At 61.8% G+C, this 25,143-nt stretch carries 26 protein-coding genes and 3 pseudogenes; 18 read left to right on the forward strand and 11 right to left on the reverse strand.

The features are described from left to right. Positions 1 to 47: 47 nt before the first annotated feature. Both LB551_RS18295 and LB551_RS18300 read left to right on the forward strand, forming a co-directional pair. On the forward strand, positions 48 to 1,247 hold the full coding sequence (locus tag LB551_RS18295) for a RidA family protein (RefSeq protein ID WP_224626952.1): 1,200 nt from the start codon (positions 48 to 50) through the stop codon (positions 1,245 to 1,247). Further along, the gene (locus tag LB551_RS18300; protein WP_140551921.1) at positions 1,247 to 2,404 is read left to right on the forward strand and encodes a M24 family metallopeptidase; all 1,158 of its coding nucleotides are present in this window, start codon (positions 1,247 to 1,249) and stop codon (positions 2,402 to 2,404) included. Before LB551_RS18295 ends, LB551_RS18300 begins: the two co-directional genes overlap by 1 nt. A 6-nt stretch (positions 2,405 to 2,410) precedes the next feature. Here LB551_RS18300 and LB551_RS18305 read toward each other — a convergent pair whose 3' ends face one another. Next, complete coding sequence (locus LB551_RS18305; RefSeq protein WP_181172535.1) at positions 2,411 to 3,172, reverse strand: IclR family transcriptional regulator; 762 nt, start codon at positions 3,170 to 3,172, stop codon at positions 2,411 to 2,413. A gap of 122 nt (positions 3,173 to 3,294) precedes the next feature. Here LB551_RS18305 and LB551_RS18310 point away from each other — a divergent pair, with 122 nt between their 5' ends. The 6 genes from LB551_RS18310 to LB551_RS18335 all read left to right on the forward strand — a co-directional run bounded on the left by LB551_RS18310 (position 3,295) and on the right by LB551_RS18335 (position 8,199). Beyond that, a complete protein-coding gene (locus LB551_RS18310) occupies positions 3,295 to 3,966 on the forward strand; it encodes an amino acid ABC transporter permease (protein ID WP_140551919.1) in 672 nt (223 codons plus the stop codon). Beyond that, the gene (locus LB551_RS18315; protein WP_140551918.1) at positions 3,963 to 4,613 is read left to right on the forward strand and encodes an amino acid ABC transporter permease; all 651 of its coding nucleotides are present in this window, start codon (positions 3,963 to 3,965) and stop codon (positions 4,611 to 4,613) included. The genes LB551_RS18310 and LB551_RS18315 overlap by 4 nt, the downstream gene beginning before the upstream one ends. Then, on the forward strand, positions 4,600 to 5,331 hold the full coding sequence (locus LB551_RS18320; protein ID WP_140551917.1) for an amino acid ABC transporter ATP-binding protein: 732 nt from the start codon (positions 4,600 to 4,602) through the stop codon (positions 5,329 to 5,331). The genes LB551_RS18315 and LB551_RS18320 overlap by 14 nt, the downstream gene beginning before the upstream one ends. Before the next feature lie 35 nt (positions 5,332 to 5,366). Beyond that, entirely contained in the window at positions 5,367 to 6,155 is a 789-nt protein-coding gene (locus tag LB551_RS18325; protein WP_224660038.1) for a transporter substrate-binding domain-containing protein, read from the forward strand. Positions 6,156 to 6,235: 80 nt separating this feature from the next. Further along, positions 6,236 to 7,252: a succinylglutamate desuccinylase/aspartoacylase family protein gene (locus tag LB551_RS18330; RefSeq protein ID WP_140551915.1), complete on the forward strand. Its 1,017-nt coding sequence runs from the start codon at positions 6,236 to 6,238 to the stop codon at positions 7,250 to 7,252. Next, positions 7,249 to 8,199: a threonine/serine dehydratase gene (locus LB551_RS18335; protein WP_224660039.1), complete on the forward strand. Its 951-nt coding sequence runs from the start codon at positions 7,249 to 7,251 to the stop codon at positions 8,197 to 8,199. Before LB551_RS18330 ends, LB551_RS18335 begins: the two co-directional genes overlap by 4 nt. Before the next feature lie 300 nt (positions 8,200 to 8,499). On the opposite strand, the gene LB551_RS18340 is transcribed toward LB551_RS18335, so the two are convergent. After that, the gene (locus tag LB551_RS18340) at positions 8,500 to 9,531 is read right to left on the reverse strand and encodes a LacI family DNA-binding transcriptional regulator (protein ID WP_140551913.1); all 1,032 of its coding nucleotides are present in this window, start codon (positions 9,529 to 9,531) and stop codon (positions 8,500 to 8,502) included. A 178-nt stretch (positions 9,532 to 9,709) separates the two neighbouring features. Here LB551_RS18340 and LB551_RS18345 point away from each other — a divergent pair, with 178 nt between their 5' ends. The 4 genes from LB551_RS18345 to LB551_RS18360 all read left to right on the forward strand — a co-directional run bounded on the left by LB551_RS18345 (position 9,710) and on the right by LB551_RS18360 (position 14,084). Then, positions 9,710 to 10,651: a sugar ABC transporter substrate-binding protein gene (locus LB551_RS18345; protein WP_140551912.1), complete on the forward strand. Its 942-nt coding sequence runs from the start codon at positions 9,710 to 9,712 to the stop codon at positions 10,649 to 10,651. A gap of 61 nt (positions 10,652 to 10,712) precedes the next feature. Then, positions 10,713 to 12,245: a sugar ABC transporter ATP-binding protein gene (locus tag LB551_RS18350; protein WP_224626950.1), complete on the forward strand. Its 1,533-nt coding sequence runs from the start codon at positions 10,713 to 10,715 to the stop codon at positions 12,243 to 12,245. Further along, positions 12,242 to 13,237, forward strand: a complete 996-nt coding sequence (locus LB551_RS18355; RefSeq protein WP_140551910.1) for an ABC transporter permease — start codon at positions 12,242 to 12,244, stop codon at positions 13,235 to 13,237. Before LB551_RS18350 ends, LB551_RS18355 begins: the two co-directional genes overlap by 4 nt. Positions 13,238 to 13,247: 10 nt before the next feature. Beyond that, complete coding sequence (locus tag LB551_RS18360; protein ID WP_140551909.1) at positions 13,248 to 14,084, forward strand: N-acyl homoserine lactonase family protein; 837 nt, start codon at positions 13,248 to 13,250, stop codon at positions 14,082 to 14,084. A gap of 344 nt (positions 14,085 to 14,428) precedes the next feature. Here LB551_RS18360 and LB551_RS18365 read toward each other — a convergent pair whose 3' ends face one another. The 6 genes from LB551_RS18365 to LB551_RS18390 all read right to left on the reverse strand — a co-directional run bounded on the left by LB551_RS18365 (position 14,429) and on the right by LB551_RS18390 (position 18,252). Continuing rightward, positions 14,429 to 14,764, reverse strand: a complete 336-nt coding sequence (locus LB551_RS18365; RefSeq protein WP_181172534.1) for a hypothetical protein — start codon at positions 14,762 to 14,764, stop codon at positions 14,429 to 14,431. Positions 14,765 to 14,954: 190 nt separating this feature from the next. Next, complete coding sequence (locus LB551_RS18370; RefSeq protein WP_140551908.1) at positions 14,955 to 15,839, reverse strand: sensor histidine kinase; 885 nt, start codon at positions 15,837 to 15,839, stop codon at positions 14,955 to 14,957. A 431-nt stretch (positions 15,840 to 16,270) separates the two neighbouring features. Continuing rightward, entirely contained in the window at positions 16,271 to 16,516 is a 246-nt protein-coding gene (locus tag LB551_RS18375; RefSeq protein ID WP_140551907.1) for a hypothetical protein, read from the reverse strand. Positions 16,517 to 16,635: 119 nt separating this feature from the next. Next, positions 16,636 to 17,121: a cold-shock protein gene (locus LB551_RS18380; RefSeq protein ID WP_224626935.1), complete on the reverse strand. Its 486-nt coding sequence runs from the start codon at positions 17,119 to 17,121 to the stop codon at positions 16,636 to 16,638. A 475-nt stretch (positions 17,122 to 17,596) separates the two neighbouring features. Beyond that, positions 17,597 to 17,872, reverse strand: a complete 276-nt coding sequence (locus LB551_RS18385) for a hypothetical protein (RefSeq protein WP_140551905.1) — start codon at positions 17,870 to 17,872, stop codon at positions 17,597 to 17,599. Between the two features lie 170 nt (positions 17,873 to 18,042). Beyond that, positions 18,043 to 18,252 (reverse strand): cold-shock protein, encoded by a 210-nt coding sequence (locus LB551_RS18390; RefSeq protein ID WP_027145347.1) that lies wholly within the window; start codon positions 18,250 to 18,252, stop codon positions 18,043 to 18,045. 273 nt (positions 18,253 to 18,525) lie between these two features. Here LB551_RS18390 and LB551_RS18395 point away from each other — a divergent pair. Next, a pseudogene (locus tag LB551_RS18395) lies at positions 18,526 to 18,663 on the forward strand (IS91 family transposase); the annotation flags it as partial. Positions 18,664 to 18,782: 119 nt separating this feature from the next. Here the strand turns inward: LB551_RS18395 and LB551_RS18400 are convergent. The 3 genes and pseudogenes from LB551_RS18400 to LB551_RS18410 form a co-directional block, all read right to left on the reverse strand. Beyond that, positions 18,783 to 19,127: pseudogene (locus LB551_RS18400) on the reverse strand (transposase zinc-binding domain-containing protein); the annotation flags it as partial. A 13-nt stretch (positions 19,128 to 19,140) separates the two neighbouring features. Next, complete coding sequence (locus LB551_RS29940; protein ID WP_140551904.1) at positions 19,141 to 19,542, reverse strand: tyrosine-type recombinase/integrase; 402 nt, start codon at positions 19,540 to 19,542, stop codon at positions 19,141 to 19,143. 24 nt (positions 19,543 to 19,566) lie between these two features. Next, positions 19,567 to 20,348 (reverse strand): annotated as a pseudogene (locus LB551_RS18410) (SDR family oxidoreductase). Positions 20,349 to 20,518: 170 nt separating this feature from the next. Here LB551_RS18410 and LB551_RS18415 point away from each other — a divergent pair. The 5 genes from LB551_RS18415 to LB551_RS18435 are packed head-to-tail and all read left to right on the forward strand — an operon-like array spanning position 20,519 to position 25,141. Beyond that, positions 20,519 to 21,025, forward strand: coding sequence for a ferritin-like domain-containing protein (locus LB551_RS18415; protein ID WP_140551903.1), 507 nt, complete (start codon positions 20,519 to 20,521; stop codon positions 21,023 to 21,025). Positions 21,026 to 21,050: 25 nt separating this feature from the next. Next, a complete protein-coding gene (locus LB551_RS18420; RefSeq protein ID WP_224660040.1) occupies positions 21,051 to 22,604 on the forward strand; it encodes an FAD-dependent oxidoreductase in 1,554 nt (517 codons plus the stop codon). After that, positions 22,604 to 23,209: a cupin gene (locus LB551_RS18425; RefSeq protein ID WP_140551901.1), complete on the forward strand. Its 606-nt coding sequence runs from the start codon at positions 22,604 to 22,606 to the stop codon at positions 23,207 to 23,209. The genes LB551_RS18420 and LB551_RS18425 overlap by 1 nt, the downstream gene beginning before the upstream one ends. Before the next feature lie 13 nt (positions 23,210 to 23,222). Next, positions 23,223 to 24,137: an ATP-dependent DNA ligase gene (locus LB551_RS18430; RefSeq protein ID WP_224660041.1), complete on the forward strand. Its 915-nt coding sequence runs from the start codon at positions 23,223 to 23,225 to the stop codon at positions 24,135 to 24,137. A 53-nt stretch (positions 24,138 to 24,190) separates the two neighbouring features. After that, positions 24,191 to 25,141, forward strand: coding sequence for a DUF72 domain-containing protein (locus LB551_RS18435; protein ID WP_224626917.1), 951 nt, complete (start codon positions 24,191 to 24,193; stop codon positions 25,139 to 25,141). Positions 25,142 to 25,143 lie beyond the last annotated feature (2 nt).

Below are 25,143 nucleotides of genomic sequence, written 5' to 3' on the forward strand. Positions count from 1 at the left end.
CTTGCAGGTAAGTAAGTAAAAGATCAGGGGGAGGGTACGTGGTGCGGATGCAGACATTCAGCGATATCGAAGGATCGGCGCCGCAGGCCGTCCGCGCCGGTGACCTGGTCTTCATCGGCGGGCTGATGGCGACGGACGCGAACGGCGACATTGTCGCCGCCGACATTGCCGGCCAAGCGCGCGTCATCTTCGAGCGGCTGGCGGCACTTCTCGCCCAGGCCGGCGCCACAATGGCCGATGTGGTCAAGCACAATATCTATTTCAGTTGTGACGCCAATGCCGTCTGCGCCTTCCTCGACGAACTCGATGCCGTGCGCGCCGGCTATTTCACCGCCCCCGGCCCGACCACCACCGAAATCCGCTGCGGCCTCGACCGCGAGGGCGCGCTGCTGATGGTCGACGCCTGGGTGGTGGTCGGCGGCAAGCGCGAACTGCTCGACCCGCCGGGTCACTGGCGCTGGCGCAGGGAGCTGCCCTTCGTCCATGGCTGGAAGGTCGGCGACATGCTGTTCATCGGCGGCCAGCGCTCGCTCGATGCCGACGGCAAGGTGCTCGGGCTCGGCGATATCGAGGTGCAGACCGAGGAGGCCTTCCGCAACCTCGACACCATGCTGCGGCAGGGTGGCGGCGATCGCCACAGCCTGATGCGCCAGAACACCTATTTCCGCTTCTTTGGCGAAGGCCGCGAGGTCACCGACTACTGGGAGAAGATGACCAGTGTGCGCCGCCGCTACATGTCGGTGCCTTCGGCGGCCGGAGCCGGACTGCGCATTCAGGGCATGGGCAATGCCGACGAACTGATCCAGGTCGAGGGCATCGGCATGCTCGGCGACGACAAGCAGCGCCTGCAGCCGGCCAACCATTGGGACTGGAGCATCCCCAACACCCAGTTCACGCAAGGTTGGAAGATCGCCGGGCTCGCCTTCATCGGCGGCCAGATCTCGGCCGACGACAAGGCGCAGGCCGTCGGCGAAGACATGGAGACGCAGGCCCGCAACGTCTTCGAGTTCATCCGCCGCACGCTGGCCGAAGGCGGGCTCGACGAAAGCGACGTCGCCAAGCTCTATATCTACTATCATGCCGAAGGCAGCTGGGCCGGGATCGAGGCGACGCGCGCGGTGATTGCCCGTGTGCAGCGCGAATTCTACCCCGAGCCCGGTCCGGCGGTGACCGCGATCCGCGTCGCCGGCTTTGCCTTCGAGAACCTGCTGGTCGAGATCGAGGCGATGGCGGTGACGCGAGGCTGATGTCGAAACACGATTTCACCGCCGCCGAGTTCGCCGATCGGCTGGCGCGTGTCTGCGCCGCCATGGCCGCACGCGACCTCGATTGGCTGGTTGCCGTCCACCCCGCCTCCATCCATTGGCTGACCGGCAGCGACGCCAAGAGCTACCAGGAATTCCAATGCCTGCTGGTCGGCGCGCGTGACGAGCCGCTGGTCGTGCTGACACGCCAGGGCGAGGTGCATGAATTCGAGACGGACGCCCTTGCCGGCGAGGTACAAGGCTATGGCGGCGGCGAGAACGAGGATCCGGTCGCGGCCTTCGCCGGGATGGCGCGACGCCACGGCGTGCTCGGCAGGCGCGTCGGCCTCGAAGTGCCGGCCTACTATCTTCACCCGCATCACTATCTCGGCCTTCGCGCCGTCATCGGCGACGCCCTGGTCACCGAGGCGACCGAGCTGATCGCCGGCATGAAGCTGGTGAAGTCGCTGGCCGAGATCGACTATATCAGGCGCGCGGCGGCCCTTGCCGACCTTGGCATGGAGCGCTTTGCCGGCGAGCTCGCGGCGGGCCTGTCGGAACTGACGCTGGCCGGCGGCATCCAGGAGACCTTGCTGCGCAATGGCAGCGGCATCGCCGCCAGCCCGATCAACCTCGTCTCCGGCCCGCGCTCCGCCTACAGCCACGGCGCGCCGACCGCGCGCCGGCTTGAACATGGCGATTTCGGCAACATCGAATTCGGCGCCACCTTCAACCGCTACACAGCCACCATCGGCCGCAATTTCGCACTGGGCAAGCCGACGCCGCGCATGGCCGAATTGCACGACATCGTGCTGCGCGCCGGCGACGCCATGATCGCGGCCATTCGCGACGGCGTGCCGGCATCCGTGCCGCACCAGGCGGCCCGCGCCGTCATCGGCGAGGCCGGGCTCGAAACCTGCCGTGTCCACACATCCGGCTATGCGCTGGGGCCGGGCTTTCCGCCGAGTTGGGCCGAGCCGCTGCACATGATCGGCGACAGCCCGCATATTCTGAAGACCGGCATGGTGGTCACCATAGAGCCGCCGGTCTATATCGGCGCCGAAGGCCTTGGCGCCCGCATCATCGACAATGTGCTTGTCACCACGACCGGTGCGGAGGTGCTGTCCCGCACGCCGCGCGACATCATCATCGCGGGCTGAGCGTCCCTACCCTCCAAGCTCATGCGCGATCTCGGCGCAGGCGAGCTTCAGCCGCGCCAGCATGGCCTCGAAATTGGGCGCGGCACTGCGTCGGCTGACCGCCGCCACCGTCACGCAGGCCACAGCGCGTCCGTCGCCGGCGATGATCGGACAGACGACGTCGGTCACGCCGATGATGTCGCGGCTCTCGTGGATGATGGCACCACGCTCGCGCACGGCGTCGAGTTCGGCGGCGAGCGTCGTCGGGTCCGGCGGCTCGCGCATCAGCATCAGACATTCGGCGATCATCCGGTCACGCACGGGCTTGGGCTGGAACGCCATCAGCACCAGGCCGGAATGGGCATCCGCCAGTGGCCGGCGATAACCGAGCTTGAGCGAGAAGTTCATGTCCGCGCCACCAGATGCCGCGGCGATGATGACCGTTTCGCCGCGATGCGCAACGACGAGGTGCGCTGCCTGGTGCACCTCCTCGGCGAAGCGCTCGACGATGGGTGCAGCCGTGCTGACCAGGTCGCGGGCGCGCGCCGTCTGCATGCCGAGCCCGAACAGCTTGTTCGACAGCATTAGCCCCTCGCCGCCCTCAACGCGCTGGATGTAGCCGCGCGCAAGCAGCACATGGACCATGCGGAAGATCTCGTTCTTCGATCGCCCCAGTTCTTCGGCGATCTGGCGCGTGCCCATGGGCTGGCCGGCATTGGCCAGCAATTCGAGGATATCCAGCCCCTTTTCGAGGGCCGGCGCGCTGTAATTGAGCTTGTCGTCCGTCATTTGCACCCGCTTCATAGATGACGCTTGACGTCACATATGAAGCGACGATAGCGTGGTGTCCAGCAAATCCGAGTGGAAAATAGCGGTCTGCCTGGAGTTGCATAAGGGGACGCTCTGCATCCATGAGCTATAATTTCAAATTTGATGTCCTGCTGCGCTATATCCCCGAGATCGTGCAAGGCGTGCTGCTGACCTTGCAGTTCTCGGTCGTTACCATGCTCTGCGGCCTTGCCATCGGTTTGATCGTCGCCATGGCCTCGATCAGCCCGTTGATGCTGCTGCGCGCCTGCGCCCGCGTCTATGTCGAGGCGCTGCGCAACACGCCGCTGCTGGTGCAGCTGTTCATCGTCTTCTTCGGCCTGCCTTCGATCGGCATCAAGCTTGGCGCCAACACCGCCGCGCTGATCGCGCTGTCGATCAACATGGGTGCCTATGGCGCGGAAATCCTGCGCGCCGGCTTCCAGTCGGTGCGCCAGAGCCAGGTCGAGGCCGGCCGCTCGCTTGGCCTCACCGCCGGCCAGACCTTCCGCCATGTCGTGCTGTTCCAGGCGGTCAAGACCATCTACCCGGCGCTGGCCAGCCAGTTCGTGCTGATCATGCTGACCACCAGCGTCGTCTCCTCCATCGGCGCCACCGAGCTGTTCCACCAGGCCGCCTTTATCGACTCGCGCACCTACCGCTCCTTCGAGACCTACACGCTGATCACCGTTTCCTATCTCGTGCTGACGCTGGGCTTCCGGGCCTTCTTCGCCGGCGTCTACTGGATGGTCTTCGTCAGGAGGCCGCGCCGATGATCCGCGAATTTGGCGGCACCGATATCGTCTACCTGATCGAGGCCGCGCGCTGGACGCTGCTGCTGGCGCTCACCGCCACCGTGGGCGGCGGGCTGCTTGGCATCGTCGTCGCCGTCATGCGCGTCATCCCGTTCAGGCCGCTCAACTGGTTGGCGGTCGCCTGGATCAACCTGATCCAGGGCACGCCGCTGCTCGGCCAGCTCTTCGTCTTCTTCTTCGGCCTGCCGCTGGTCGGCCTCTCGGTCGACGCCTGGACGGCGGCGGCACTCTCGCTATCGATCTACGCTTCAGCCTTCTTCGGCGAGATCTGGCGCGGTAGCCTGCAATCGGTGTCGCAGCGGCAATGGGAGGCAGGCGCCGCGCTGGGCCTCACCTATGCACAGCGCCTCGGCCATGTCGTGCTGCCGCAGGCGATCCGCATCTCCGTCGCGCCGACCGTCGGCTTCCTCGTCCAACTGGTGAAGAACACCTCGCTCACCGCGCTGATCGGCTTCGTCGAACTGACCCGCGCCAGCCAGATCATCAGCGGCGCGACCTTTGCCCCGCTGCCGGTCTACCTCACCGCCGCCGCCATCTATTTCGTCATCTGCTTTTCCCTCTCCCAGCTCGCCCGCATGCTGGAAAGGAGACTTCATGTCGCTCGTTGAAATCGCCGATATCCGCAAGCGCTTCGGCGCGCTCGAGGTGCTGAAGGGCATCTCGCTCAACGTGGAAAAAGGGGAGATCGTAGCAATCATCGGCCGCTCGGGCTCGGGCAAGTCGACCATGCTTCGCTGCATCAACGGATTGGAGAAGGTGCAGGCCGGTCGTATCGTCGTCGATGGGATCGACGTCACCGCCCCGAGGGCCGACCTCAACCTTCTGCGCCAGCGCGCCGGCATGGTGTTCCAGAGCTACAATCTGTTCCCGCACCTCAATGTCGAGCGCAATGTCACGCTGGCGCTGAAGCTGGTGCGCAAGCTCGACACACTGGCCGCCCGCGAAGTCGCCCGCGCCGTGGTCGCCAAGGTCGGCCTCGCCGACAAGCTGCTTGCCTATCCCGACGAATTGTCCGGCGGCCAGCAGCAGCGCGTCGCCATCGCGCGCTCGCTGGCCATGCAGCCGACCCTGATGCTGTTCGACGAGATCACCTCCGCCCTCGACCCGGAACTGGTCGGCGAAGTGCTGCGCGTGCTCGAAAGCGTCGCCAGCGAAGGCATGACCATGATGCTCGTCACCCATGAGATGAACTTTGCCAAGAACGTCGCCGACCGCGTGATCTTCATGCACGAGGGCCGCATCCACGAGGATGGGCCAGCGCGTGAGACCTTGCTCGAGCCTCGTACGGCCGAACTCAGGAGCTTCCTGAGCGCCGTCCTTCACTAAGAAAAGAAAGTCCAACCAGAAAAAGGGGAAATTCCATGTTCAAGCATCTCACCAGGATCGTCACAGCCGTGCTCCTGGCCGGCGCCGTCTCGGCAATGCCGGCGCGAGCGGCCGACCTGCAGAAAATCCTGACCGCCGGCACGGTGCGCATTGGCGTGCCGATCGACGTGCCGCCCTTCGGTTCGGTCGACGCCAAGAACGAGCCGGTCGGTCTCGATGTCGACATGGCCAAAAAGATCGCCGAGGCGCTGGGCGTCAAGCTCGAACTGCAGCAGATCACCGGGGCCAACCGCGTGCCCTATCTGGTCACCGACCGCCTCGACATCGTCATCGCCGCCATGGGCGCGACGCCGGAACGCGCGCTGCAGATCGCCTTCACCTCGCCCTATGCGGCGCTATCGATCGGCGTCTTCGGCCCCGACAGCATCACGGTGAAGAGCCCGGCCGAACTCAAGGACGAGACCATAGCCGTTGCGCGCGGCACGACGCAGGATCTCGAACTGACCAAGGCCGCGCCCAACGCCAAGATCGTGCGCTTCGACGACGACGCCACCGCCGCGGCAGCTTTCACCTCCGGCCAGGCGCAACTGCTGGCCACCGCCGATGTCGTGGCCAAGGATTTGATGGACAAGGGCGCCAAGGTACAGCTGAAGCCCAAATTCATCCTGCAATTCTCGCCCTGCTACATCGGCATCCAGCAGGGCAGCCCCGAGCTGCTGCGCTGGCTCGACACCTACATCCATCTCGGCATGCTCGACGGCTCGCTCTCGGCGCTGTCGCAGAAGTGGATCGGCACCACCCTGCCGACCCTGCCGCCGATCTGAGCTTTCGGCGGCGGGGGCCTTCCGCTCCCGCCGCCTCTCCCTCGCCCGCTCCCAACCCCGCAGAGTTTCAAAGAGAGAACATGGCCCGCATGTCCACCGCCCGCACCACCATCGATTTCGACCGTTCCGGCAAGCAGATCGGCTTCGTCGACATTCCGCATTCGCCGCATGACGACGCCTGGGGCGCGACCCGCATTCCGCTCGCGGTGATCCAGAACGGCAACGGCCCGACCGTCATCCTGCAGGCCGGCAACCATGGCGACGAGTATGAGGGGCCGATCACGCTCGGCGAACTCATCCGCGATCTCGACCCGGGCATGGTCAGCGGCCGTATCATCTTCCTGCCGGCGATCAACCTGCCGGCCGTGCTGGCCGGCCGCCGTACCTCGCCTGTCGATGGGCTGAACCTCAACCGCACGTTCCCGGGCGATCCGACCGGCACTATTACCCAGCAGATCTCGGCCTATGTCAGTGACGTCGTCATGCCGCTTGGGCATGCCTATGTGGATCTTCACTCCGGCGGTTCCTCGCTCAACATCCTGCCCAGCGCCATCATCGAGCCGGCGCCCGACGCCGCCCACCGCAAGCGCAACATGGAAGCGGTGCTCGCCTTCGATGCTCCGCTCACCGTCGTCATCGACAATCTCGGCGAGCCGCGCACCTCCACGGCCACGTCGGTGCGGGCCGGACTGACCACCGTCGGCACCGAGATGGCCGGCGCGGGCACGGTTTCACTCGATGCGCTCGGCATCTGTCGCAAGGGCGTGCGCAATGTGCTGAGCCACCTCGGCGTGCTGCCGCCGACCGGCAAGCCGCCTGCCGCGAGGCCCGAAAACATCCTGCGCATCCCCGGCCATGACGGCTATGTGCTGGCAACCGTCAACGGCGTGTTCGAGCCGTTCCATGCGCTGGGGACGAAAGTGAACGCCGGCGAGGAAGCCGGCCGCATCCACAATCTAGCCGATCCCGGCCGAACGCCGGAAACTGTGCGCTATCTGTCCGACGGCATTGTCTATGGCCGCCGCCAGCCTGGCCGCGTCGCTGTCGGCAATTGCTGCGTCACCGTCGCCACCCGCTATGAAGGAGAGCTGGCGTGATCTCGCTCGAGGACATTCGCGCCGCCGCCGCCCGCATCGAGGGCAATGTCAGGCACACGCCGATGATCGCCGCCGGCAACCTCAAGACGCCGCTTGCCGGCGGCGTCAATCTGATGCTGAAGCTGGAACTGCTGCAGGTCACCGGATCGTTCAAGGCGCGCGGCGCTACCAACAGGCTGCTCTCGCTCGGCCCCGCCGGGCTGGAACATGGCATCGTCACCGCGTCGGGTGGCAACCATGGCATAGCTACCGCCCGTGCGGGCTTCATGGCCGGTGTGCCGACAACCATCTTCCTGCCGACCAACGCCTCGCCCGCCAAGATCGAGAAACTGCGGGCCTGGGGTGCGGCCACCCGTATCGTTGGATCGGCATGGCACGAATCCAACGAAGCGGCGCAGGCTTTTGTCAGCGAAACCGGTGCCGTCTACTTCCATCCCTTCGCCGACCCGGCGGTGGTCGCCGGGCAAGGCACGGTGGGCCTCGAAATCCTCGACCAGATGCCCGATGTTACGACGGTGCTCGTCGCCATGGGCGGCGGCGGGCTGGTCAGCGGCGTGGCGACCGCGATCAAGGCGCTGGCGCCGCATGTGCGCATCGTCGGCATCGAGGCGACGGGCTCGCCGGTGCTGCTGCGCGCACTCGAAGCCGGCCGCAATATGGCGCTGGACAAAGTGACGACCTCTGTGGCGACGATGGCCTGTGCCAAGACCGACGACCGCATCTTCGACATTGTCCGCGACAAGGTCGATGAGATTGTGCTGGTCGACGACGACGAGATGCTGCGCGCCGCAAAAAACCTGTGGTTCGAAATGGGCCTTGCGGCCGACCTCAGCGGCGCCGCCGCGATGGCGGCGCTTGCCGAACACCGGGTGCGCCTGAACCAAGGCGAGCGTATCTGCGTGATCGTCTGCGGTGCCGGCCCGGACGCTATTATACAGGTCAGCTAGACTAAGCCTGTGGACTGAAAGTCACAAACACGCCAATTGGCGGCACTGTGATGTCCGCAATTATCTGTCGTCGTCCGGAATTAAGTGGGGCCGCTGACGTCGTGTGCGAAGTCGTTTCGGCGATCGTGTAGAAGCTTGAGCGCGTTCCCCGTTTATTCAGCGGTCGGATTATGGACTACGTGATGGCTCTCAGCGTGAAATTTGGTCTTCCAAACTATGGTCAATCTCATCGCCTGCCACCGCGCCGGTATCTTACTCCCCATCCGCCCTTGCTTAGGCTGCATGATCTCATTCGTTGCGTCAGAGTTCGCTGCCTGCGAGCAAATTTGGTCTGATTGGCGAACAACTTTCCCCCACAACGAGCGCTGGCTGGAAGACCACGTTGCGTCCAGGCAAGGCGACCTTTCCTTCGATACGGTCGATTAGCATGCGGAGTGCCTCATTTGTCATGTCAGTGACCGGATGCTCTGTTCGGGTCAAGCGCGGCTTCAACCCCCCTGCTCCCGCGACCGTATCAGTTGAGGCGATGGAGATGTCCTCGGGACAACGGAGTCCGAGATCGGCAATGGCGCGCATCACGCCGATTGCCATTACGCCATTGGCAACGTAAAGCGCCGTTGGTCGGTCCGGTTGTCCCAGCAGATCGCGCGCGACCGAATAGGCGGTGTCTTCGCGGAATTCGCCGGAACGGACATGCCCGTTTTTCGGGGCGAGTCCCCGTGCCGCCATCGCTTCGAGCATCCCTTGCAGCCGGCCGCTGCCCGTCGTCAAATGCATGGGCCCGGTGATCGAGCCAATGTCGCGGTGGCCAAGATCCAGCAGGTAATTGGTCGCCTGCTTGCCGGCAGACAGATTGTCGATCGTGACGGTGTCCACGCCGGCGCCACCGATCGAACGGCCGAGCAGAACAACCGGCATGCCGCCCTCGAAATCCCGTCGCTGGTAGTGGCTTTCGGCGCGCACTGGAACGACCACCGACCCATCGCACCCTAGTGTTCGAATGCGCGAAAGAATGCGTCTTTCGATGTCGGGCTTCTCGTCGCTATTGAACAGCACAAGCGAGTAGCCCCAGGCGGCGACCGCCGACTCCGCCGCCGTGACAATGCGGGCATAAAACGGGTTTGCCAGGTCCGCCACGGCAAGCGCGATCAGCTGGCTGCGGCCGCTGCGCAGATTCCGCGCCACCAAGGAAGGTGCATAGCGAAGATCGCGCACTGCGGCGAGCACGCGGCCACGCAATTCCGGACTTACATAGGCCGTGTCGTTGACGACGGCGGAAACCGTCGCCGTCGACACACCGGCGGCCCTTGCGACGTCTTTTATGGTGGCCATCTGCCCTCTTAGCTAATCGTTTAGCTGACCCTTGACGCGAATCCTTTGCCTATTTTATGCCTCTTTGCACGAATTTTCTTGCGAAGCCGCCTAAGATCGGAAAATCTGCCGAAACGGTTAGGCGGTCATCGGCATTGAATTTGAAGGTGCGCGTCCAACCTCACAGGGAGAGAGAACCATGAAAAACCTGACGTTCGGCATTTTCGCCGCAGCCCTGGCATTGTCCGGCGCGCGGGCCAGCGCGGCCGACAAGCCGCTGCTCGGCATCGTGTCGATCAGCGCCACGGAAGCCAACAATGTCCGCTACATCCAGGGCGCAACCAAAGCGGCCGACGAACTCGGCTGGACAGTCACCGTCGTAGACGCGGCGGGCAATGCAGACCAGGCCAACGCAGCCATTCAGAATTTCGCTCAGTTGGGCGCGCACGCCATTGTCGACATGGTGTTCCCGTTCTCGTCGATCGGCGCAGGGCTCGACGCTGCGGGTTCCACAGGCATTCCGGTCGTCACCTGGGGCGGCGGCCTAGGCGGCACCGTTGCCGCCACCAACGGCTCGGGCGGCCCGATGGCCATCCCGGTGGTGGACCTGATGCTCAAGAACATGAACGGCAAGGGTTCCATCCTAGCGCTCACCTATCACACCGGTGAAGTTTGCCGGAATCGCGAGCAGGTCATGGATGAAATGGTCGCCAAATACCCTGATATCAAAGTGACCAAAAACGAGGTGCGCATTCCCGGCTACTTTGAAGATGGCGCGCAGTACGCCAATGCATGGCTCGCCTCGCATCCGGCGGGCGCCGAGAACCTGGCGATCTGGGGCTGCTGGGACGATCCGGCGATCGGCGCGATCGGCTCACTGCGTGCCCAGAACCGCACCGATGTGATGGTATATGGCATCAACGGAAATGCCCAAGCCCTTGAAAATATCAAAAACGGCTTCATGACCGCAACGGCATGGCAAGACAGCTATACCGAGGGCTATAACATGGCAAAGATGATTGAAGAGATCACCGCCGCCGGGAAGAGCTGGACGCCCAAGGCCGCCGAAGTGCCGGCCGTGCTGGTGACCAAGGATACGGCGGCGGATTTTCTGGCCAAGCATCCCGACGCGATACAATAGGTGCAGCCAGCTTTTGACCGATAGGGTGGCAGGAGATACGGCAATGGAGGCGGGGGTACCCATGGCGCCTCCATTTCTTGTCGTGCGCAACATCAGCAAGGCCTTCGGCGGCGCGCAAGCGCTGCGAGGCGCTTCCCTCGACGTTGTCGCGGGGGAGGTTCACGGGCTGGTCGGCGCCAATGGCGCGGGCAAGTCGACGATGATCAGGATCCTTGCCGGCCTCAACCATCCCGATAAGGGTTCGATCGAGATCGATGGGCAAACCGTCGGCATCGAGACGGCGCACCGCGCGACGGAATTTGGCATGAGCTTCATTCACCAGGAACTGGCTTTCGTTCCGGGCATGACTGTCCTCCAGAACATTATGCTCGGCGTGCCAAAACGGTCGCGCTTCGGCTTGACCGATTGGGCAGCCGTCGCCCGCGATGTCGAGCCCATTGCGAGACGCGTCGGCATCACCGCCCCGCTCAACGCAAATGTGAAAGGGCTGTCGACCGCTGAAAACTGGTTGATCAACATCTGCCGCGCGCTGGTCCGCAAATCGCGGCTTATCGTGATGGACGAGCCGACCGCCTCGCTCTCCGCCGCCGAGAGCGAGAAGCTCTTTCTTATCATCAAGGACCTCTCGGCCTCGGGCGTAGCTGTGCTTTACGTCTCGCACCGCCTGGATGAGATCCTGAAACTCTGCGATCGGGTGTCGGTACTGCGCGACGGCGATTCCGTCGCCGAATTCACCCGTGCCGGATTGGACAGGAGAACGTTGGTCGAGGCGATCGTCGGTGCAGACCATGCCAGCAGCGACAGCGGGCCTGGATATTCGCCGCAAAACCATGACATCGTTCTGCGCGTCCAGAACCTTGCACGCCTGCCCAAGGTGCGAGGCGTAAGTTTCGAACTTCGCCAGGGCGAAGTCCTGGGCATCGGCGGTCTGGTCGGCGCCGGACGCAGCGAACTGGTGCGGCTGATCTATGGTGCCGATCGCGCCGACTCGGGCAGCATGACGCTCAGAGGCAAGCCCTACGCGCCGAAATCGCCGGAAGCCGCAGTTGCCGCCGGGCTCGGCCTAGTTCCGGAGGAACGGCGTACGGAAGGGCTTTTCCTGTCGAAGAGCGTCGCCTTCAATCTTGGCCTGGTCAATTTGGACAAGCTTGTGCTCGGTCGCGGGGTACCGCTTCTCAGCCGAAAATCGCAGTCCTCGCTCGCTCGCGAGACGATGAAGCTGCTATCGATCAAGACGGCAAGCATGGACACCCCCGTTGGCCGGCTAAGCGGCGGCAACCAGCAGAAGGTGGTCATCGGCCGCTGGTTGCGGCGCGCGCCGCACATCCTCATTCTCGATGAACCGACCCGCGGGGTCGATATCGGCGCGCGCGCGGAGATCCACCGCCAAATCCGCGAGCTCGCCGCGGCCGGCATGGCGGTTCTCGTCGTCTCCTCCGAACCCGATGAGCTGCCGGAGCTTTGCGATCGCGTGCTGGTGATGGCGGAAGGCCTTGTCGTTCGCGAACTGAGCGGCGCATCGATGTCGCGCTCGGCTATTATCGAGGCAAGCTACGGTGGGCGGGAGCCCTCTACCGAGGGGATGATCACATGAGCGATGTCTCGAGGTACAACAGGCGCCTCACCCCACGCAGCAAGGCTGCGCTCGGAATGTTCGCGCGCTACGCGACCATCCTCGGGCTGCTGGCGATGATCGTCGCCTTTTCCATCCTGTCGCCGAGGGCCTTCTCGACTTTGGGCAACTTCACCAACGTCCTCAACCAGGCCTCGCTTGCGATGATCATCGCAGGCGGCCTGACATTGGCGGTCGTTGTCGGCGAGCTTGACCTGTCGATCGGCTTTGCCGCCAGTCTGCACGGCATTCTCGTCACCGGCTTCATCGTCCATGACAAGCTGCCGATCCCTCTGGCGATTTTTATCGTGCTTGCCCTTGGCGCGCTGATCGGCCTCGTCAACGGTTTCATCGTCACCAAAATGAAAGTCAATTCGGTGATCGCCACGCTGGGCGTCGGTACCATCATCACGGGCATCGCCTTCGCCTACTCCGCGGGGGTACCCATCGTTGCCGGCGTACCGGAGGCCTTCCTTCAGCTTTCGCTCGGCCGCTGGCTCTTCGGCATCCCCAACAACATCGTCGTCATGATTTTCGTACTGGGCATCCTGTGGGTGCTGGTCGAGCGCACCTCCATCGGCCAGGAGATTCAGGCAGTCGGCGGCAACCCTGCCGCGGCACGGCTGGCCGGCATCAACGTCGATCGTATCAAGACGCTTGGCTTCGTGATTTCCGGGATGTGCGCGTCCCTCACCGGCATTCTCCTGGCGTCGCGGCTGGGCAGCGGCACGACCAGCGCGGCGGATTCCTACCTGCTGACGGCGTTCGCAGCGGTATTTCTCGGCTCGGCAACCTTGCGCGACGGCGAGTTCCATGTCCTGGGAACTTTGGTCGGCGCCCTGATCATTGCTTTCGGCTTCAACGGCCTCAACATTTTCGGCGCCCCGACCTTTTCCCAATACGTGTTTCAGGGCGCCATCCTGATCATCGCGGTCGGGCTTTCCAGCCTTGGCCGCTCACTAGCGGAAAGCTGAAGAGGATCACATGGCACAGGCTGAGCATTGGGAGATCTATGTCATCGAGTTCGCGCGGTCGAAGGACCAGCCATGGGTAGATCTGGTCAACGGGATGTACGACGACGGCCCCACGGACCTGCCCTTTTCCTTTATTCTGGCGCGGTGCGGCGACCGCAACGTGCTTGTGGACACCGGCTTCATGAAGGACGAAACCGGCCCCAACTTCTCCGATAAATTCGGCATACCTTGGTGGATTTCCCCGGTTCGCATGCTTGCCGAACTGGGGCTGGCGCCGGACGACATCACCGACATTATTGTCAGCCATGCGCATTTCGATCACATGGGCTCGATTGATCAGTTTCCCAAGGCCCGCCTCTATCTTCAGAAGCAGGAGTTGCTGTCCTGGCACGAGGCGATGGCGCTGCCGCCGCAATACGGCTACCTGACCGCCATCATCGATCCGGACGATCTGCGCGCCGCCTTCGATGCCTCCGTGGAACACCGCCTCACACTGGTCGATGGTGACCGGGACGATCTCCTGCCAGGCATCCACGTTCGGCTGGGACAGGGCCACACGATGGGTCAGCAGTTCGTAATCGTTGAGACTTCGCGAGGTCGCATCGTCCTTTCGGGCGATTGTGTCTACTCATCTCGGCAGATCACTGGCCACAAGCACGACGGTATCTACCAGCCGCTCAACAATGCCGTCGGCAGCGTTTGGGATCAGCTCAAGACCATCGACCGCATCAACACCGAGATAGGAGGCAACCTCGACCGGCTGATTATCCTGCATGATTCCGATCGCTGGAAAGGCCTTCCGGTGGTCAAGGAGGTTGAGGGGTTCCGGATCGTCAAGGCGGCATGATCATATCTCATAGTGTGAAAGTCCCATTTTACATTGCCGCATTTTCCAAAGACCCAGACGTTCCGAAAGCTGCCAGTCTGCTCGTGGACCTAAGCGGAATGAAGGCTCTTCGCTTTCGATAGGTGGTGAGCAGCGTCGAACTCACAGATGATCAAGGCGAAGGTCGTCAACGACATGGCCGACAAGCCGGTCGGGCACGTCCGCGGGGGTTGAGCTTCGTCACCATCATCTCCTGCACCATTTTCGCTACAGTCTCGGACTCCTCGTGGAACAAGGGGCTCAATACGATCTGCCGGACGCCCATGAGCGGATCCTCGGGCGTTTCAAAGGGACGCCCGTGCAAATCAAAAGGGATCCCGTGGATTACTTCCGCCGTGAAGGGTGCCGACCTTGTGATCACTCGTGCGGCCCTGGCTATCGATTGCGACGTTTTCACCGGAGAGGGCGAGCTGCGCCCGATAGCCGTCGAACTTCATCTCGAAGAGCCAGTTCGTTCCCACCGGAATGCCGTCAGTCAGGGTGCAGAGCTGGAACGGGCGAAATGCTGGCAGCGAATATGTAGGGGTAGATTCTGAGTCCCGACGCCGTGGGCCTTTTTGCTGGAGGACGACCTCTACGACCGGCATGCGGAACTCGAATACGTGGCTCGATTCAATACCCTGAACGAGATTCGGTTCCAAATCGGCATTTCAAGACATTGAACCGGAAGAGTCTGGCTGCGTAAACCGCTTTCGCTTCATCAGTCCGTCCTTCGATGAAGGCCCGGACTCTAATCTCAGATGGAGGAAATTCTCAGTGGCAGGCAAGCTCCCAAAGGGCCCATCGGTCCGACTGAGACCAACCGGGATCATTCCACTCAAGGCCCTCCCATCATGTTGCCAGTTTGGCTGCGTTCATTGTGACCCTCACGATAATGCCGTCGTCCGACCAATCAGTCACGATGGAACCTCCAAGTTGGCCCGTCACGCTTCGTTGGAGCAGCTTGCTTCCATAGCCTTCGGGCCCGGCATGGGCGACCGACGGACCACCTCGCTCCGTCCATACTACACAGACCTCCGTCTCCGTGGACTCGCCCGAGATATCGAGGGTCCCCGATGTAACAGAGAGGGCGCCATACTTTAGGGAATTCGTCGCCAGTTCATGAATCACCAAGGCCAAGGTTGTTGCCGACTGCTCTCCGATTCCCATACGCGGAACAGCGACGCGAACGCGCCCACTGAAGGCGCCCGAATCGTCATAGGGCGCCAGGAGCACGGCTATGAGATCGCCCAGCAATGCCGCCTTCCCCTGGTTCCTGGCGAGGGGACGGACAACGTCGTGAGCTCGGCCGAGAGCTGTGAGGCCCTGTGTAAGCTCCCTCGCCATTTCCTCCACCGAAGAGACGGATCGAGAAGTCAGAGTGGTGAGACTAGCAGCGATGGCGAGGAGGTTCTTGACGCGATGGCTCATCTCTCCAGCCAGGAGTTCATGCCCCTCTTCCGCCTGCTTGCGGCCGGTGACGTCCAGGAAGACGCCCGACATTTGACCTTCGTGGAGGCCCTCGTCATTGCCCAGGCCGCGCGCGGAAATCCATCGGATGTGCTCGCCTAACAATATTCGGAAGTCGATTTCATACGCCCCCACCAAAGCCCGCGTTGCGGTAAATGCAGCACGCACCCTGTCCCGGTCCGCAGGGTGAATGCGAGACGAGAGGTCTTCGAACGTAACCTTGTTGGCCTGCGCCAATCCCCAAAGGGCGAAACCCTGCTCGTCCATCGCGAAGGCGTCCGTTTCTACGCTCCACGACCAGAGGGCGACCCCCGCCGCATGAAGAGCGCGCAAGGTTTTTTACCTGCCAAAGAGGATGATTCTCGTCGCTAAAGGGCATGGTCTTCCTCACTGTATGCGAGATTGCATAGGCGCGCATCGTCCTATGTGCTGGCGCGTACGCGTTGATGTACCGATAGGTTTGAGACGCAGGTATCATACTAAACCAGCGCTAAGATGTCCTCTGAAGCGGACGATAACGGCTAACGCCTACCAACGGGAAGGGCCAACGACCGGCCTGCTCCCGGCCACCTTTGCGCGCCGACCCCGGTCCCGCGCCAACTTACCCACATTGCGATGCCGTCGATCTCGCTTAATTGCCAGCGTCTAGCCGACACTCGATTCATTGGCGTATCGTTCAATCCTTGTGGCCGGATCTGTCACCCTGATCCTCGTTCGTTTTGCCAGGCCTTTTCGACACTGTTCTGTTCTTCGCCACCGTCCGGCCGGTTCAGCGTGACCGTGCAGCGGATTAGCGTGTTCCAGTCGGGTCCGTGCTCGATGATCAAGTGCAGCTCGGTAATCTCTTCGAGGAAATGTTCGATGCTGATGGGCCCATTCTCGTGCTGATATTCAAGCACGGCTTTCCACCGCTTGTCGCCGTGCAGCGTCACCACATTTGTCATCGGACACTCCCCGTCAGCGACACCGACTCATTAAATCTTAAAAATCTTATACCGATTCCCTGGGTACGCCGCCGCAGTCTTGTCCTGCTAGACGCAGGTACCTGGATGCAGCGTATCGGTCAGCACGCCCGAATTGTTCGCGCCTCAAGCCCCTTATGGCCTCGACTGTAAGTGATGATCACCTTCTGGCCGACTTCCAGGTTTGCCACGCCGCTGCGGGTCAAAGTAGTCGCATGGACAAACACGTCCTTCTCCCCGCCATCCAACGCGATGAATCCGAAGCCCTTGTTCAGATCGTATCGCTTTACGACGCCAGCGGCTTCCTGCTCTTCGCGTTCCAGTGCAGGACCTGCGGCTTCGGCGGATCGCTTCGCAACCGTCGGGGAGGACGCACCGTCTCCTACGCTTACAGAGACAACTTCGACAACCTGGGCCCCTTTCTGGCCGGGTTCGGTTCGGACCTTCAGGCGTGCCCCCTCGGGAACGCTGTCATATCCCGCGGCCTGCAACTTCGAGAGGTGAATGAAGGCATCAGAACCATCGCTGAGCCTCAAGAAGCCGAAACCCTTCTCGGCGTTTAACCAGAGTACCTCAGCATCATGCAAGAAGGTCGTCCCTGACGAAAGCCGGGTTGGTGCTGGCCTGCGGTCGAAATAACTCGGTTCCGAACTCTCATGCTGGCTATCGCGCTCGAAGCCCTGGCTTCGCGACTGACGGTGTTCCCGATATTTGCCCATTCCAGCAACGGCCCTAGAGGAAAAGATTGCATTATCACCGGGAGTGAGCAGCGAGCAATATCAATCCGGTTGCTGAGGTGGTGCACTGGAAAACTTCACCGTCGAAGGTGGGTGAGCAACTCAGTTCAATGGATCGGTCGGGCATCAGCCGGATCTGGGGCATGGCTGAAACCCGCGTGGAGGATTATGCTTTCTCTAAAGGTGTGCAAGCACTTCAGGCGGGCTGATGCATGTGCCCGGAAATAAGCGTCGGATTTCGCAACAATTACATGAAAGGTTAAATTTCAAACGTGCGTTAATGCGCAAAGGCCAACAAGCCGTTGTCGCGAAGGCTGGCTTTGCCTCAGACCCGATTGAAGGTGAAGGATGTCAGAAGCGTGGTGACGAAGTTGCTTGCCTTCTCCTTGACAAGAACCTCGGTCCATTCGTCGGTCCCTCGAAGCCTCAGGTCCGTGTAAATACTGTCGACCGCAGCTTCTTCGATGCGCTTGATATGTGACTTGAACGCAGCTTCACCGTCCGTCCTGTAAATATCCCGCACAATCATTCGCAGGATCTCCTGGATGGCGATCTGCCAGGCGGTATTAATCGTCTGAAGCTCGCTGGATTTTTCGGACATCCAGATCTCCTTGGTCTTGACAGCCATCGACAAGAGGCGGCGATACACGCCAAAATTAGCCGGTCGGTGGGCCGGAAATAAAAAAGGTCAGGCTATTTCAGCCTGACCTCGCTTGGTCTCACGCTTTCATCAGTGCCAGTACATCCGTGGTCAAAGGAAAGCTGAACCAATCAAACGGCCTGCAGGTTGCAGGCAGACATCTTGCCCGACTTGTTGTCGCGCTCCATTTCGTAGCCGATCTTCTGGCCTTCGACGATTTCGCGCATTCCGGCGCGCTCGACGGCAGAGATGTGAACGAAGGCGTCTGCGCCGCCATTGTCAGGCTGAATGAAGCCGAAGCCCTTGGTGGAATTGAACCATTTAACTGTGCCAGTGGTCATGATGAACCCTTTCATAGCAAGATTGTACGACGGCGACGCGAGAGCGCTGCCGATTTGTGATGATGACGATTTTGAAGGGAAGGTTCGTTCAGGGCGCGGTGCCAAACGCGCGATAACCAAAGCTCAGCAAGCAATATCGACGCGTAAATTCATACGCTACCTCAAAGGCGACGTCAACTTTTGGTTTTGGAAATCGTTACCTCAACTTTTTGTTGCCGACCTGGAGATGCCATCGAGGTCCCGCCCTAGAGGGAAGCGACTGGGATAGAAGCAGACGAACCGGAGGACTTCCGACCGCCATGCCCCTGCTGTGGCGGACGAATGATCGTCATCGAGGTTTTCGAACGGGGGAGGAGGCAGCCGCGGGGACCTCCGAACGCATCGGCACCGATCCGGGAGACCGCTCCATGAACCGGCATGCCCTGATTCAGCCTCCAGCCGCAGGCGCTCAATCTGCGGCGATGGACCCACGCGCGCCCATGGTGTCCAGCCGCGATCGTCAGCATCGCCTCCGATGCCGCCTTGAACTACAGGTCGTAGACCAGCGCCTTGTTGTGGAAGGCAATGGCGGCGACCTCGGCGGGCAGCGTGAACACGACATGGAAGTAGCCGACCGGCAGCAGGTCGGCCTCGCGCTAGGCCAGCCATGTACGCACGGCCGCGCCCTGGCACCTGGGACAGTGCCGGTTGCGGCAGGAGTTTATAGGCGATCCGCCATTGGCCGCAGTCCTCACAGGGCTCGACGTGACCGCCGAGCGCCGCGGTGCGGCAATGCTCGATCGCCGACATCACTTTGAGCTGGGCGAGGCTCAGATGCCTGCATGGGCGGCCCGATAGGCGGGGCCGGCAGCACGGAAGATGTCGGCAACCTCGATCGAGGCGCACGGCTCAGGCGGGCGGCGTCTTGCTTTCCATCAGCGCCATCAGCCGGTCGAGCCGTCCTGCGACCGCATGGATCGTCCGCGTCGAGACCTTGGTGTAGAGCGCGGTGGTATCGAGCTTGCTGTGGCCAAGCAGCACCTGGATGACGCGGATATCGACATCCTGTTCGAGCAGGTGGGTGGCGAAGCTGTGGCGCAGCGTGTGCGGGCTGACGCGCTTGCGGATGCCGGCGGACCGCGCAGATCGGGGCACACGATGGTGCGATTTGGCGGCTACCAATGGCGCGACACGGTGCCAGTTGCATAACTGCGCTGATGGCCATGCAGCAGCTGCAGAACAGGACGACCGGAACCGCCCTGACGGACGCCAACACCGCCCACATCGATGAAGTTTGAGGCCGTTGAACATGCCGGGGGCAACCCGATGAACTCGTCAAGCCACTCCCTTGCCGCCGGTAATACCGTACACCTCTCCATTGATTGAAGCTTGCCTCCTGCGAGGCAAGCAGCACGAAGACGGGTGCCAGCTCCGCCGGCCGCCCTGGCCGGCCAAAGTCGCTGCCCTTGCCGAAATTCTCGACCTTTTCGTCCGGCTGTCCGCCGCTCGGTTGCAATACAGTCCACACCGGCCGGGCGCCACGACATTCGCGCGAATACCCCGCTCAATTAGCTGCTTTTCGAGTGCTTTGGTGTAGGCGACGATCCCAGCCTTTGGTCGTGGCATAGTCCAAAAGGATCGGTGAAGGCTGATAGGCCTGGATCGAAGCCGTCGTGATGACAGAGGCGCCGGCCGGTAGATGGGGAACTGCCGCCTGCGCGATCCAATGCAGCGCATAGAGGTTGGCCTTCATAGTCTTGTCGAAGTCGTCGGTCGACAGTTCCTCAATCTTCTCCCGGTACTGCTGCCGGCCGGCGTTGATGACCAGAATGTCCAGACCCCCGCTTGGCGTCCGCCTCTTCTTCCGGCAGATAGGAAATAGCGACGTCCGCGCCTTCGGGCAAAAGCGATCGCAGCGGCAAGGCCGATTCCTGAATCGCCGCCTGTCACCAGCGCCTTGCGCCCTTGCAGCCGACCAGAGCCGCGATAGCTCTCCTCGCCATGGTCGGGTACCGGATCCATTTTTCGGGCGAGGCCCGGCATGGCCTGCGGTTGCTCGGGAAAAGGCGGCGCCGGGTATAGCTTTCTGGATCTTGAAGGGACCAGCGATCGGTCATGGGGTCTTCCAACATTGGGGAGGCCGGGCTTTCGTTTGCCCGACAAGCCGCAACGGTGGACGGACGCATTCGTTCTTGTGACATTGCCGATCGATCACGGCGACCGGAACGGCTGGTAGATCCGCGCGTTCTCAACAGATCTTCCAGAAACGCGAAACCAGGAGCGCGCCGTGGGGCTGTTTACGAAAGACATCAAGACGATGGACGATCTGTTCCTCCATGTACTGCAGGACATCTATTATGCGGAGAAGCAGATCCTGAAGGCCCTGCCCGACATGGTCGAAAAGACAACCAACCGGGATCTGACGGCGGCTTTCAAGGCGCACCTTGATGAGACGGAAAAACACGTCCAACGCCTCGAGCAAGCGTTCGAGCTCATCGGCGAGAAGCCCAAGGGGACGACCTGCCCGGCGATAGACGGCATCATCAAGGAAGCAAACGAGATTGCCAGCAACGTTGCCGAGAAAAAGGTGCTCGACGCCGCCTTGATCACTGCGGCGCAAGCAGTCGAACACTACGAGATCACCCGCTACGGAACCTTGATCGCGTGGGCGCAGGAGAGCGGCAATGCGGCTGTCGCCCGCCTTCTCACCACAACGCTCAACGAGGAAAAGGCGGCCGACAAGAAGCTGACCACGATCGCCGAACGAAAGGTCAACCAGAAGGCATCCGGCTGACCGGCAGTGGTCCGAAGGTATCGGCATGAACGCGCTTGACGAACAAACCCGATCGCTCTGGATGAATGTGGACGTCTATCCTGACGCGCCGCGATTCAGCGGCAAGGAGAGCTGCGACACCGTGATCATCGGGTCCGGGATCGCCGGGCTGTCAGTGGCCTACGAGCTTGCCAGCGTCGGTCAAAAGGTGATCGTCATCGATCGCGGCCCGATCGCCGGCGGCATGACATCGCGGACCACGGCGCACTTGGCGCCGATTTGCGACGACGGCCTGAGCGCGCTGATCAACTTGCGCGGCGAAGAGACGGCAAGACTATTTCAGAAAAGCCAGGAGGCAGCGGTTGCGCGCATCGAGCAGAACGTCGCCGAGTTGGGGATAGATTGCAATTTCCGCAGGCTGGACGCCTTCCTGTTTCCGGCGATGGGGGTGGACCCCAAGGAGGCCCGCGATCAGCGACAGGAGGAATTCGAGGCGGCACAAAAGGTTGGCGCGGCCGCTAAACTGGTCACCGGCGTGCCGCTCAAAGGTTTCGAGAAGGCGCCTGTGCTTCGTTACGCCAATCAGGCGACCTTCCATCCGCTGCGATATCTCCGCGGTTTGTCCACGGCAATCCGCGACAAACGCGGACGCATCTTCGCCAACAGCCCCGTGATCTCCGTTGAGGAATTGCCGGAGGGCGGCGTGCGCGTCTCGACCGAAAACGGTGGTGTGATTGAAGCGGCGACTACCGTTGTCGCCACAAACTCGCCGATCAACGATCGCTTCGAACTGCACACCAAAATGTCGCCATATCGCACTTATGCGATGGCGTTCACCTTACCGCGCGGCGATCTGCCCGATGCGCTGTTCTGGGATACCGGCGACCCCTATCACTACGTACGGATCAATCCCGGTCCGGGCTCAGTCGATTATCTGATCGCCGGTGGCGCCGATCACAAATCGGGCGAAGCCGACGATGGCGACATACGCTTCGAGGCGGTCGAGGCATGGATCCGTGCCATCGTTCCGACCCTCGGCAAAAAGGTGAACCGCTGGTCGGGGCAGGTCCTCGACACGATCGACTACTGCGCCTTCATCGGGCTCAATCCCGACAGCAAGTCGGTCTATGTTGTCACCGGCGACTCCGGGCAGGGCATGACGCATGGCGCGCTTTCCGGCCTGCTCGTCAGGGACCTAATCTTGGGTAACGAGAACCCGTGGACGTCGGTTTATGCGCCATCCCGCAAAACGCCCTCCGGCGTAGTCAACTATGTTCGGGAAAACCTGTCCGCAGTCAAAAATTTCGGCGGCTATCTGCTGCCGGGCGAATTGAAGTCACCGGGCGAGCTGGCGTCTGGACAAGGGGGGATTCTTCGCCAGGGCCTCCACAAAATCGCCGCCTGCCGCGACATGGGCGGAAAGCTTCATCTTCATTCAGCCGTCTGCACGCATTCCGGATGCGAAGTGGGCTGGAATTCCACCGAGCAGTGCTGGGACTGCTCCTGTCACGGGTCGCATTTTGCTTCCGATGGGACCGTACTCAACGGCCCTGCGGTCGCCCCTCTGCACCCAGTCGACGCGCCGGCCGGAGAGACATGATGCCCATACTCGAAAGCGCAAAGAAGATCGTCGAGAAGATGACGGGCTGGCAGCGGCCCTCGAGCGACGATCTCGATCGGTTGGTCCGCTCGCGCAAGGCGAACACTTTCGGTTTCGAGGATGACGGCATCATTCCCAACCACCCGTTCTGGCCGCTGATCGTCTATCGCGGCGTGGCGATGTTGCCTGCCGATTTCGATCCGGCCGCAATCTTTGAGGACCTCTTCGCACGCAATGGCTGGCAAGGGTCCTGGCGAAACGGCATCTACGACTATGTGCATTACCATTCCCGTATTCATGAGGTCCTTGGGATCGCGCGTGGAACGGGGAAGGTGCAGTTCGGCGGCAAGCGTGGGCGCTCTCTGACAATCAAGGCAGGCGACGTCGCCATCTTGCCGGCGGGCACGGGCCACGAGTGTCTCGACGCCAGCGACGACTTTTTGGTCGTCGGCGCCTATCCGCCGGACGGGACCTACAACGAATGCAGCAGCAGCGAAGACCATGCCTGCGCGGTCAAGACCGTTCCGAAAGTCGCGAAACCCCGACAGGATCCCGTCTACGGTGGCGACGGTCCGCTTATCGACCTTTGGAAAGCACCTCGCTGAGCGCGGACGACAGATGAGCACCTCGGCCCCATTTCCCCTGTCGACCGACACAGCTCCCATGGAAGCGAAACGTGCTGACGCCATCCCGGATGATCAGGGTGTCTGGCAATACGAGCCCAAGTGGGACGGATTTCGCTGCCTGGCGTTCAAGGCCGGCGATGCGGTCGACATCCGCGCCAAGTCCGGAAAGCCGCTCGCACGGTATTTTCCTGAGCTTGTCGAATTCTTACGCGACCTGTCGGGGACGCAAATCGTCATCGACGGCGAGATCCTGATCGAATGCTGCGGCGAGTATTCCTTTGACGCCTTACAGATGCGTCTTCATCCGGCCGAAAGCCGCATTCGCAAACTTGCGGTCGAGACGGAGGCGTTGGTCAAATCCATAGGAAACGCGGGAATCGAACTTTCTCCTGCGACTTTGGACTTTAAACAGGCCCAAAAGTGGCTGGGGGACTCAGGCGGCAAGACCGACGGTGTGGTCGCGAAGCAGCTCGACGGTCCGTATCTGCCTGGCGAGCGAGCCATGGTGAAGGTTAAGCGGATGCGGACGGCCGACTGCGTCGTCGGCGGCTTCCGCTATCTTGCGGAGAGGCGCGAAGTAGGATCCTTGCTGCTCGGTCTCTATGACGAGGACGGCAAGCTCGACCACGTCGGCTTCACCTCCACTATTTCCAACGACGAACGGGCCGCGCTGACCGGCCGTCTGGAGGCATTGCGCGAATCGCCAGGTTTCACGGGCAACGCGCCTGGCGGGCCGAGCCGCTGGAGCACGCAGCGCAGTGGCGACTGGGAGCCGCTGCGGCCGGAACTGGTCGTCGAGGTCCGTTTCGATCATGTGACAGGCAACCGTTTCCGGCATGGCACAAAGCTGCTGCGGTGGCGACCGGACAAGGCGCCTCGCCAGTGTACGTTCGACCAGTTGAGGTAAGACAACTCGGAGCTATTGGCCCTATTCCCCGTTGAGAGGGCAGAGGTCATGCAATGGACATCAGCGCCCCGAAGAGAGAAATTGGGCTCGAAGAGCGACGCGAGCGCCGCCGGCTGCGCCGTGAAAAGCAGCGCGCCGACAACATTGGGCGCGCGGAGAAAATGCACCTCGCGCGCTTGGCGGCGAAAGAGCCGGGCAGCTCACCTACGCAACTGGCGAACTCGTATTATGTCGGCTGCTCCGGATGGTTCTACTGGAAATGGCGCGGGAATTTCTATGCGGCCGAGATGTCGACATCTGAATGGTTCAATCATTATGCGCAGCAGTTCGAAACGGTCGAGATAAACGCATCCTTCTATTCCTGGCCGACCGTCGCAAACGTTAAAAGCTGGCTTCGTCAACCAGGATCGCGCACGTTCGTCTACACCGTAAAGGTCTGTGAGTTGATCACACATATCAGGAAGTTCGAGGACACCGAGATCCTGGTCAAGGACTTTGGACTGATTGCTGACATCCTTAGCGAACGGATGGGCTGTTTCCTATTCCAACTCCCGCCGAGCTATCGTTTCACCGAGGAAAGGCTCATCGCTATTCTCGGCCAGCTCGATCACACACGCCGCAACGTCGTGGAGTTTCGTCATAAAAGCTGGTGGAATGAGACCGTCTATTCCGCTTTCCGGGAGAAAGGCACGATATTCTGCTCTTGCAGCGCTCCCCGACTTCCGGACGTTCTGGTTCGCACAGCCGACGATATCTACGTGCGAATGCACGGCCCGGAGCGCTGGTACCGGCACGACTACACTGACAGCGAGCTGATCGAGTGGGCCGAGCGGATACGCGACAGTGGGGCGCGGAGAGCCTGGGTTTATTTCAACAACGACTACGAAGGCTTCGCACCCAAGAACGCTTTGACCATGCGACGACTGCTCGGACAGGCAGGCTTCGATAATGGGCGATCCGATTCCTACATCGCGTCCGCCGATAACCCAGTCACCACGGTGTGAAA

This window comes from Mesorhizobium sp. BR1-1-2, from assembly GCF_020165435.1.
Taxonomy (GTDB): domain Bacteria; phylum Pseudomonadota; class Alphaproteobacteria; order Rhizobiales; family Rhizobiaceae; genus Mesorhizobium.

Bases quoted from the DNA above. Each gene is read 5' to 3' on its own strand.
- LB551_RS18295 (WP_224626952.1), top strand. From the start codon at position 48: ATGCAGACATTCAGCGATATCGAAGGATCGGCGCCGCAGGCCGTCCGC.
- LB551_RS18300 (WP_140551921.1), top strand. From the start codon at position 1,247: ATGTCGAAACACGATTTCACCGCCGCCGAGTTCGCCGATCGGCTGGCG.
- LB551_RS18305 (WP_181172535.1), bottom strand. From the start codon at position 3,172: ATGACGGACGACAAGCTCAATTACAGCGCGCCGGCCCTCGAAAAGGGG.
- LB551_RS18310 (WP_140551919.1), top strand. From the start codon at position 3,295: ATGAGCTATAATTTCAAATTTGATGTCCTGCTGCGCTATATCCCCGAG.
- LB551_RS18315 (WP_140551918.1), top strand. From the start codon at position 3,963: ATGATCCGCGAATTTGGCGGCACCGATATCGTCTACCTGATCGAGGCC.
- LB551_RS18320 (WP_140551917.1), top strand. From the start codon at position 4,600: ATGTCGCTCGTTGAAATCGCCGATATCCGCAAGCGCTTCGGCGCGCTC.
- LB551_RS18325 (WP_224660038.1), top strand. From the start codon at position 5,367: ATGTTCAAGCATCTCACCAGGATCGTCACAGCCGTGCTCCTGGCCGGC.
- LB551_RS18330 (WP_140551915.1), top strand. From the start codon at position 6,236: ATGGCCCGCATGTCCACCGCCCGCACCACCATCGATTTCGACCGTTCC.
- LB551_RS18340 (WP_140551913.1), bottom strand. From the start codon at position 9,531: ATGGCCACCATAAAAGACGTCGCAAGGGCCGCCGGTGTGTCGACGGCG.
- LB551_RS18345 (WP_140551912.1), top strand. From the start codon at position 9,710: ATGAAAAACCTGACGTTCGGCATTTTCGCCGCAGCCCTGGCATTGTCC.
- LB551_RS18350 (WP_224626950.1), top strand. From the start codon at position 10,713: ATGGCGCCTCCATTTCTTGTCGTGCGCAACATCAGCAAGGCCTTCGGC.
- LB551_RS18355 (WP_140551910.1), top strand. From the start codon at position 12,242: ATGAGCGATGTCTCGAGGTACAACAGGCGCCTCACCCCACGCAGCAAG.
- LB551_RS18360 (WP_140551909.1), top strand. From the start codon at position 13,248: ATGGCACAGGCTGAGCATTGGGAGATCTATGTCATCGAGTTCGCGCGG.
- LB551_RS18370 (WP_140551908.1), bottom strand. From the start codon at position 15,839: ATGGACGAGCAGGGTTTCGCCCTTTGGGGATTGGCGCAGGCCAACAAG.
- LB551_RS18375 (WP_140551907.1), bottom strand. From the start codon at position 16,516: ATGACAAATGTGGTGACGCTGCACGGCGACAAGCGGTGGAAAGCCGTG.
- LB551_RS18385 (WP_140551905.1), bottom strand. From the start codon at position 17,872: ATGTCCGAAAAATCCAGCGAGCTTCAGACGATTAATACCGCCTGGCAG.
- LB551_RS18390 (WP_027145347.1), bottom strand. From the start codon at position 18,252: ATGACCACTGGCACAGTTAAATGGTTCAATTCCACCAAGGGCTTCGGC.
- LB551_RS29940 (WP_140551904.1), bottom strand. From the start codon at position 19,542: ATGTTCAACGGCCTCAAACTTCATCGATGTGGGCGGTGTTGGCGTCCG.
- LB551_RS18420 (WP_224660040.1), top strand. From the start codon at position 21,051: ATGAACGCGCTTGACGAACAAACCCGATCGCTCTGGATGAATGTGGAC.
- LB551_RS18425 (WP_140551901.1), top strand. From the start codon at position 22,604: ATGCCCATACTCGAAAGCGCAAAGAAGATCGTCGAGAAGATGACGGGC.
- LB551_RS18430 (WP_224660041.1), top strand. From the start codon at position 23,223: ATGAGCACCTCGGCCCCATTTCCCCTGTCGACCGACACAGCTCCCATG.
- LB551_RS18435 (WP_224626917.1), top strand. From the start codon at position 24,191: ATGGACATCAGCGCCCCGAAGAGAGAAATTGGGCTCGAAGAGCGACGC.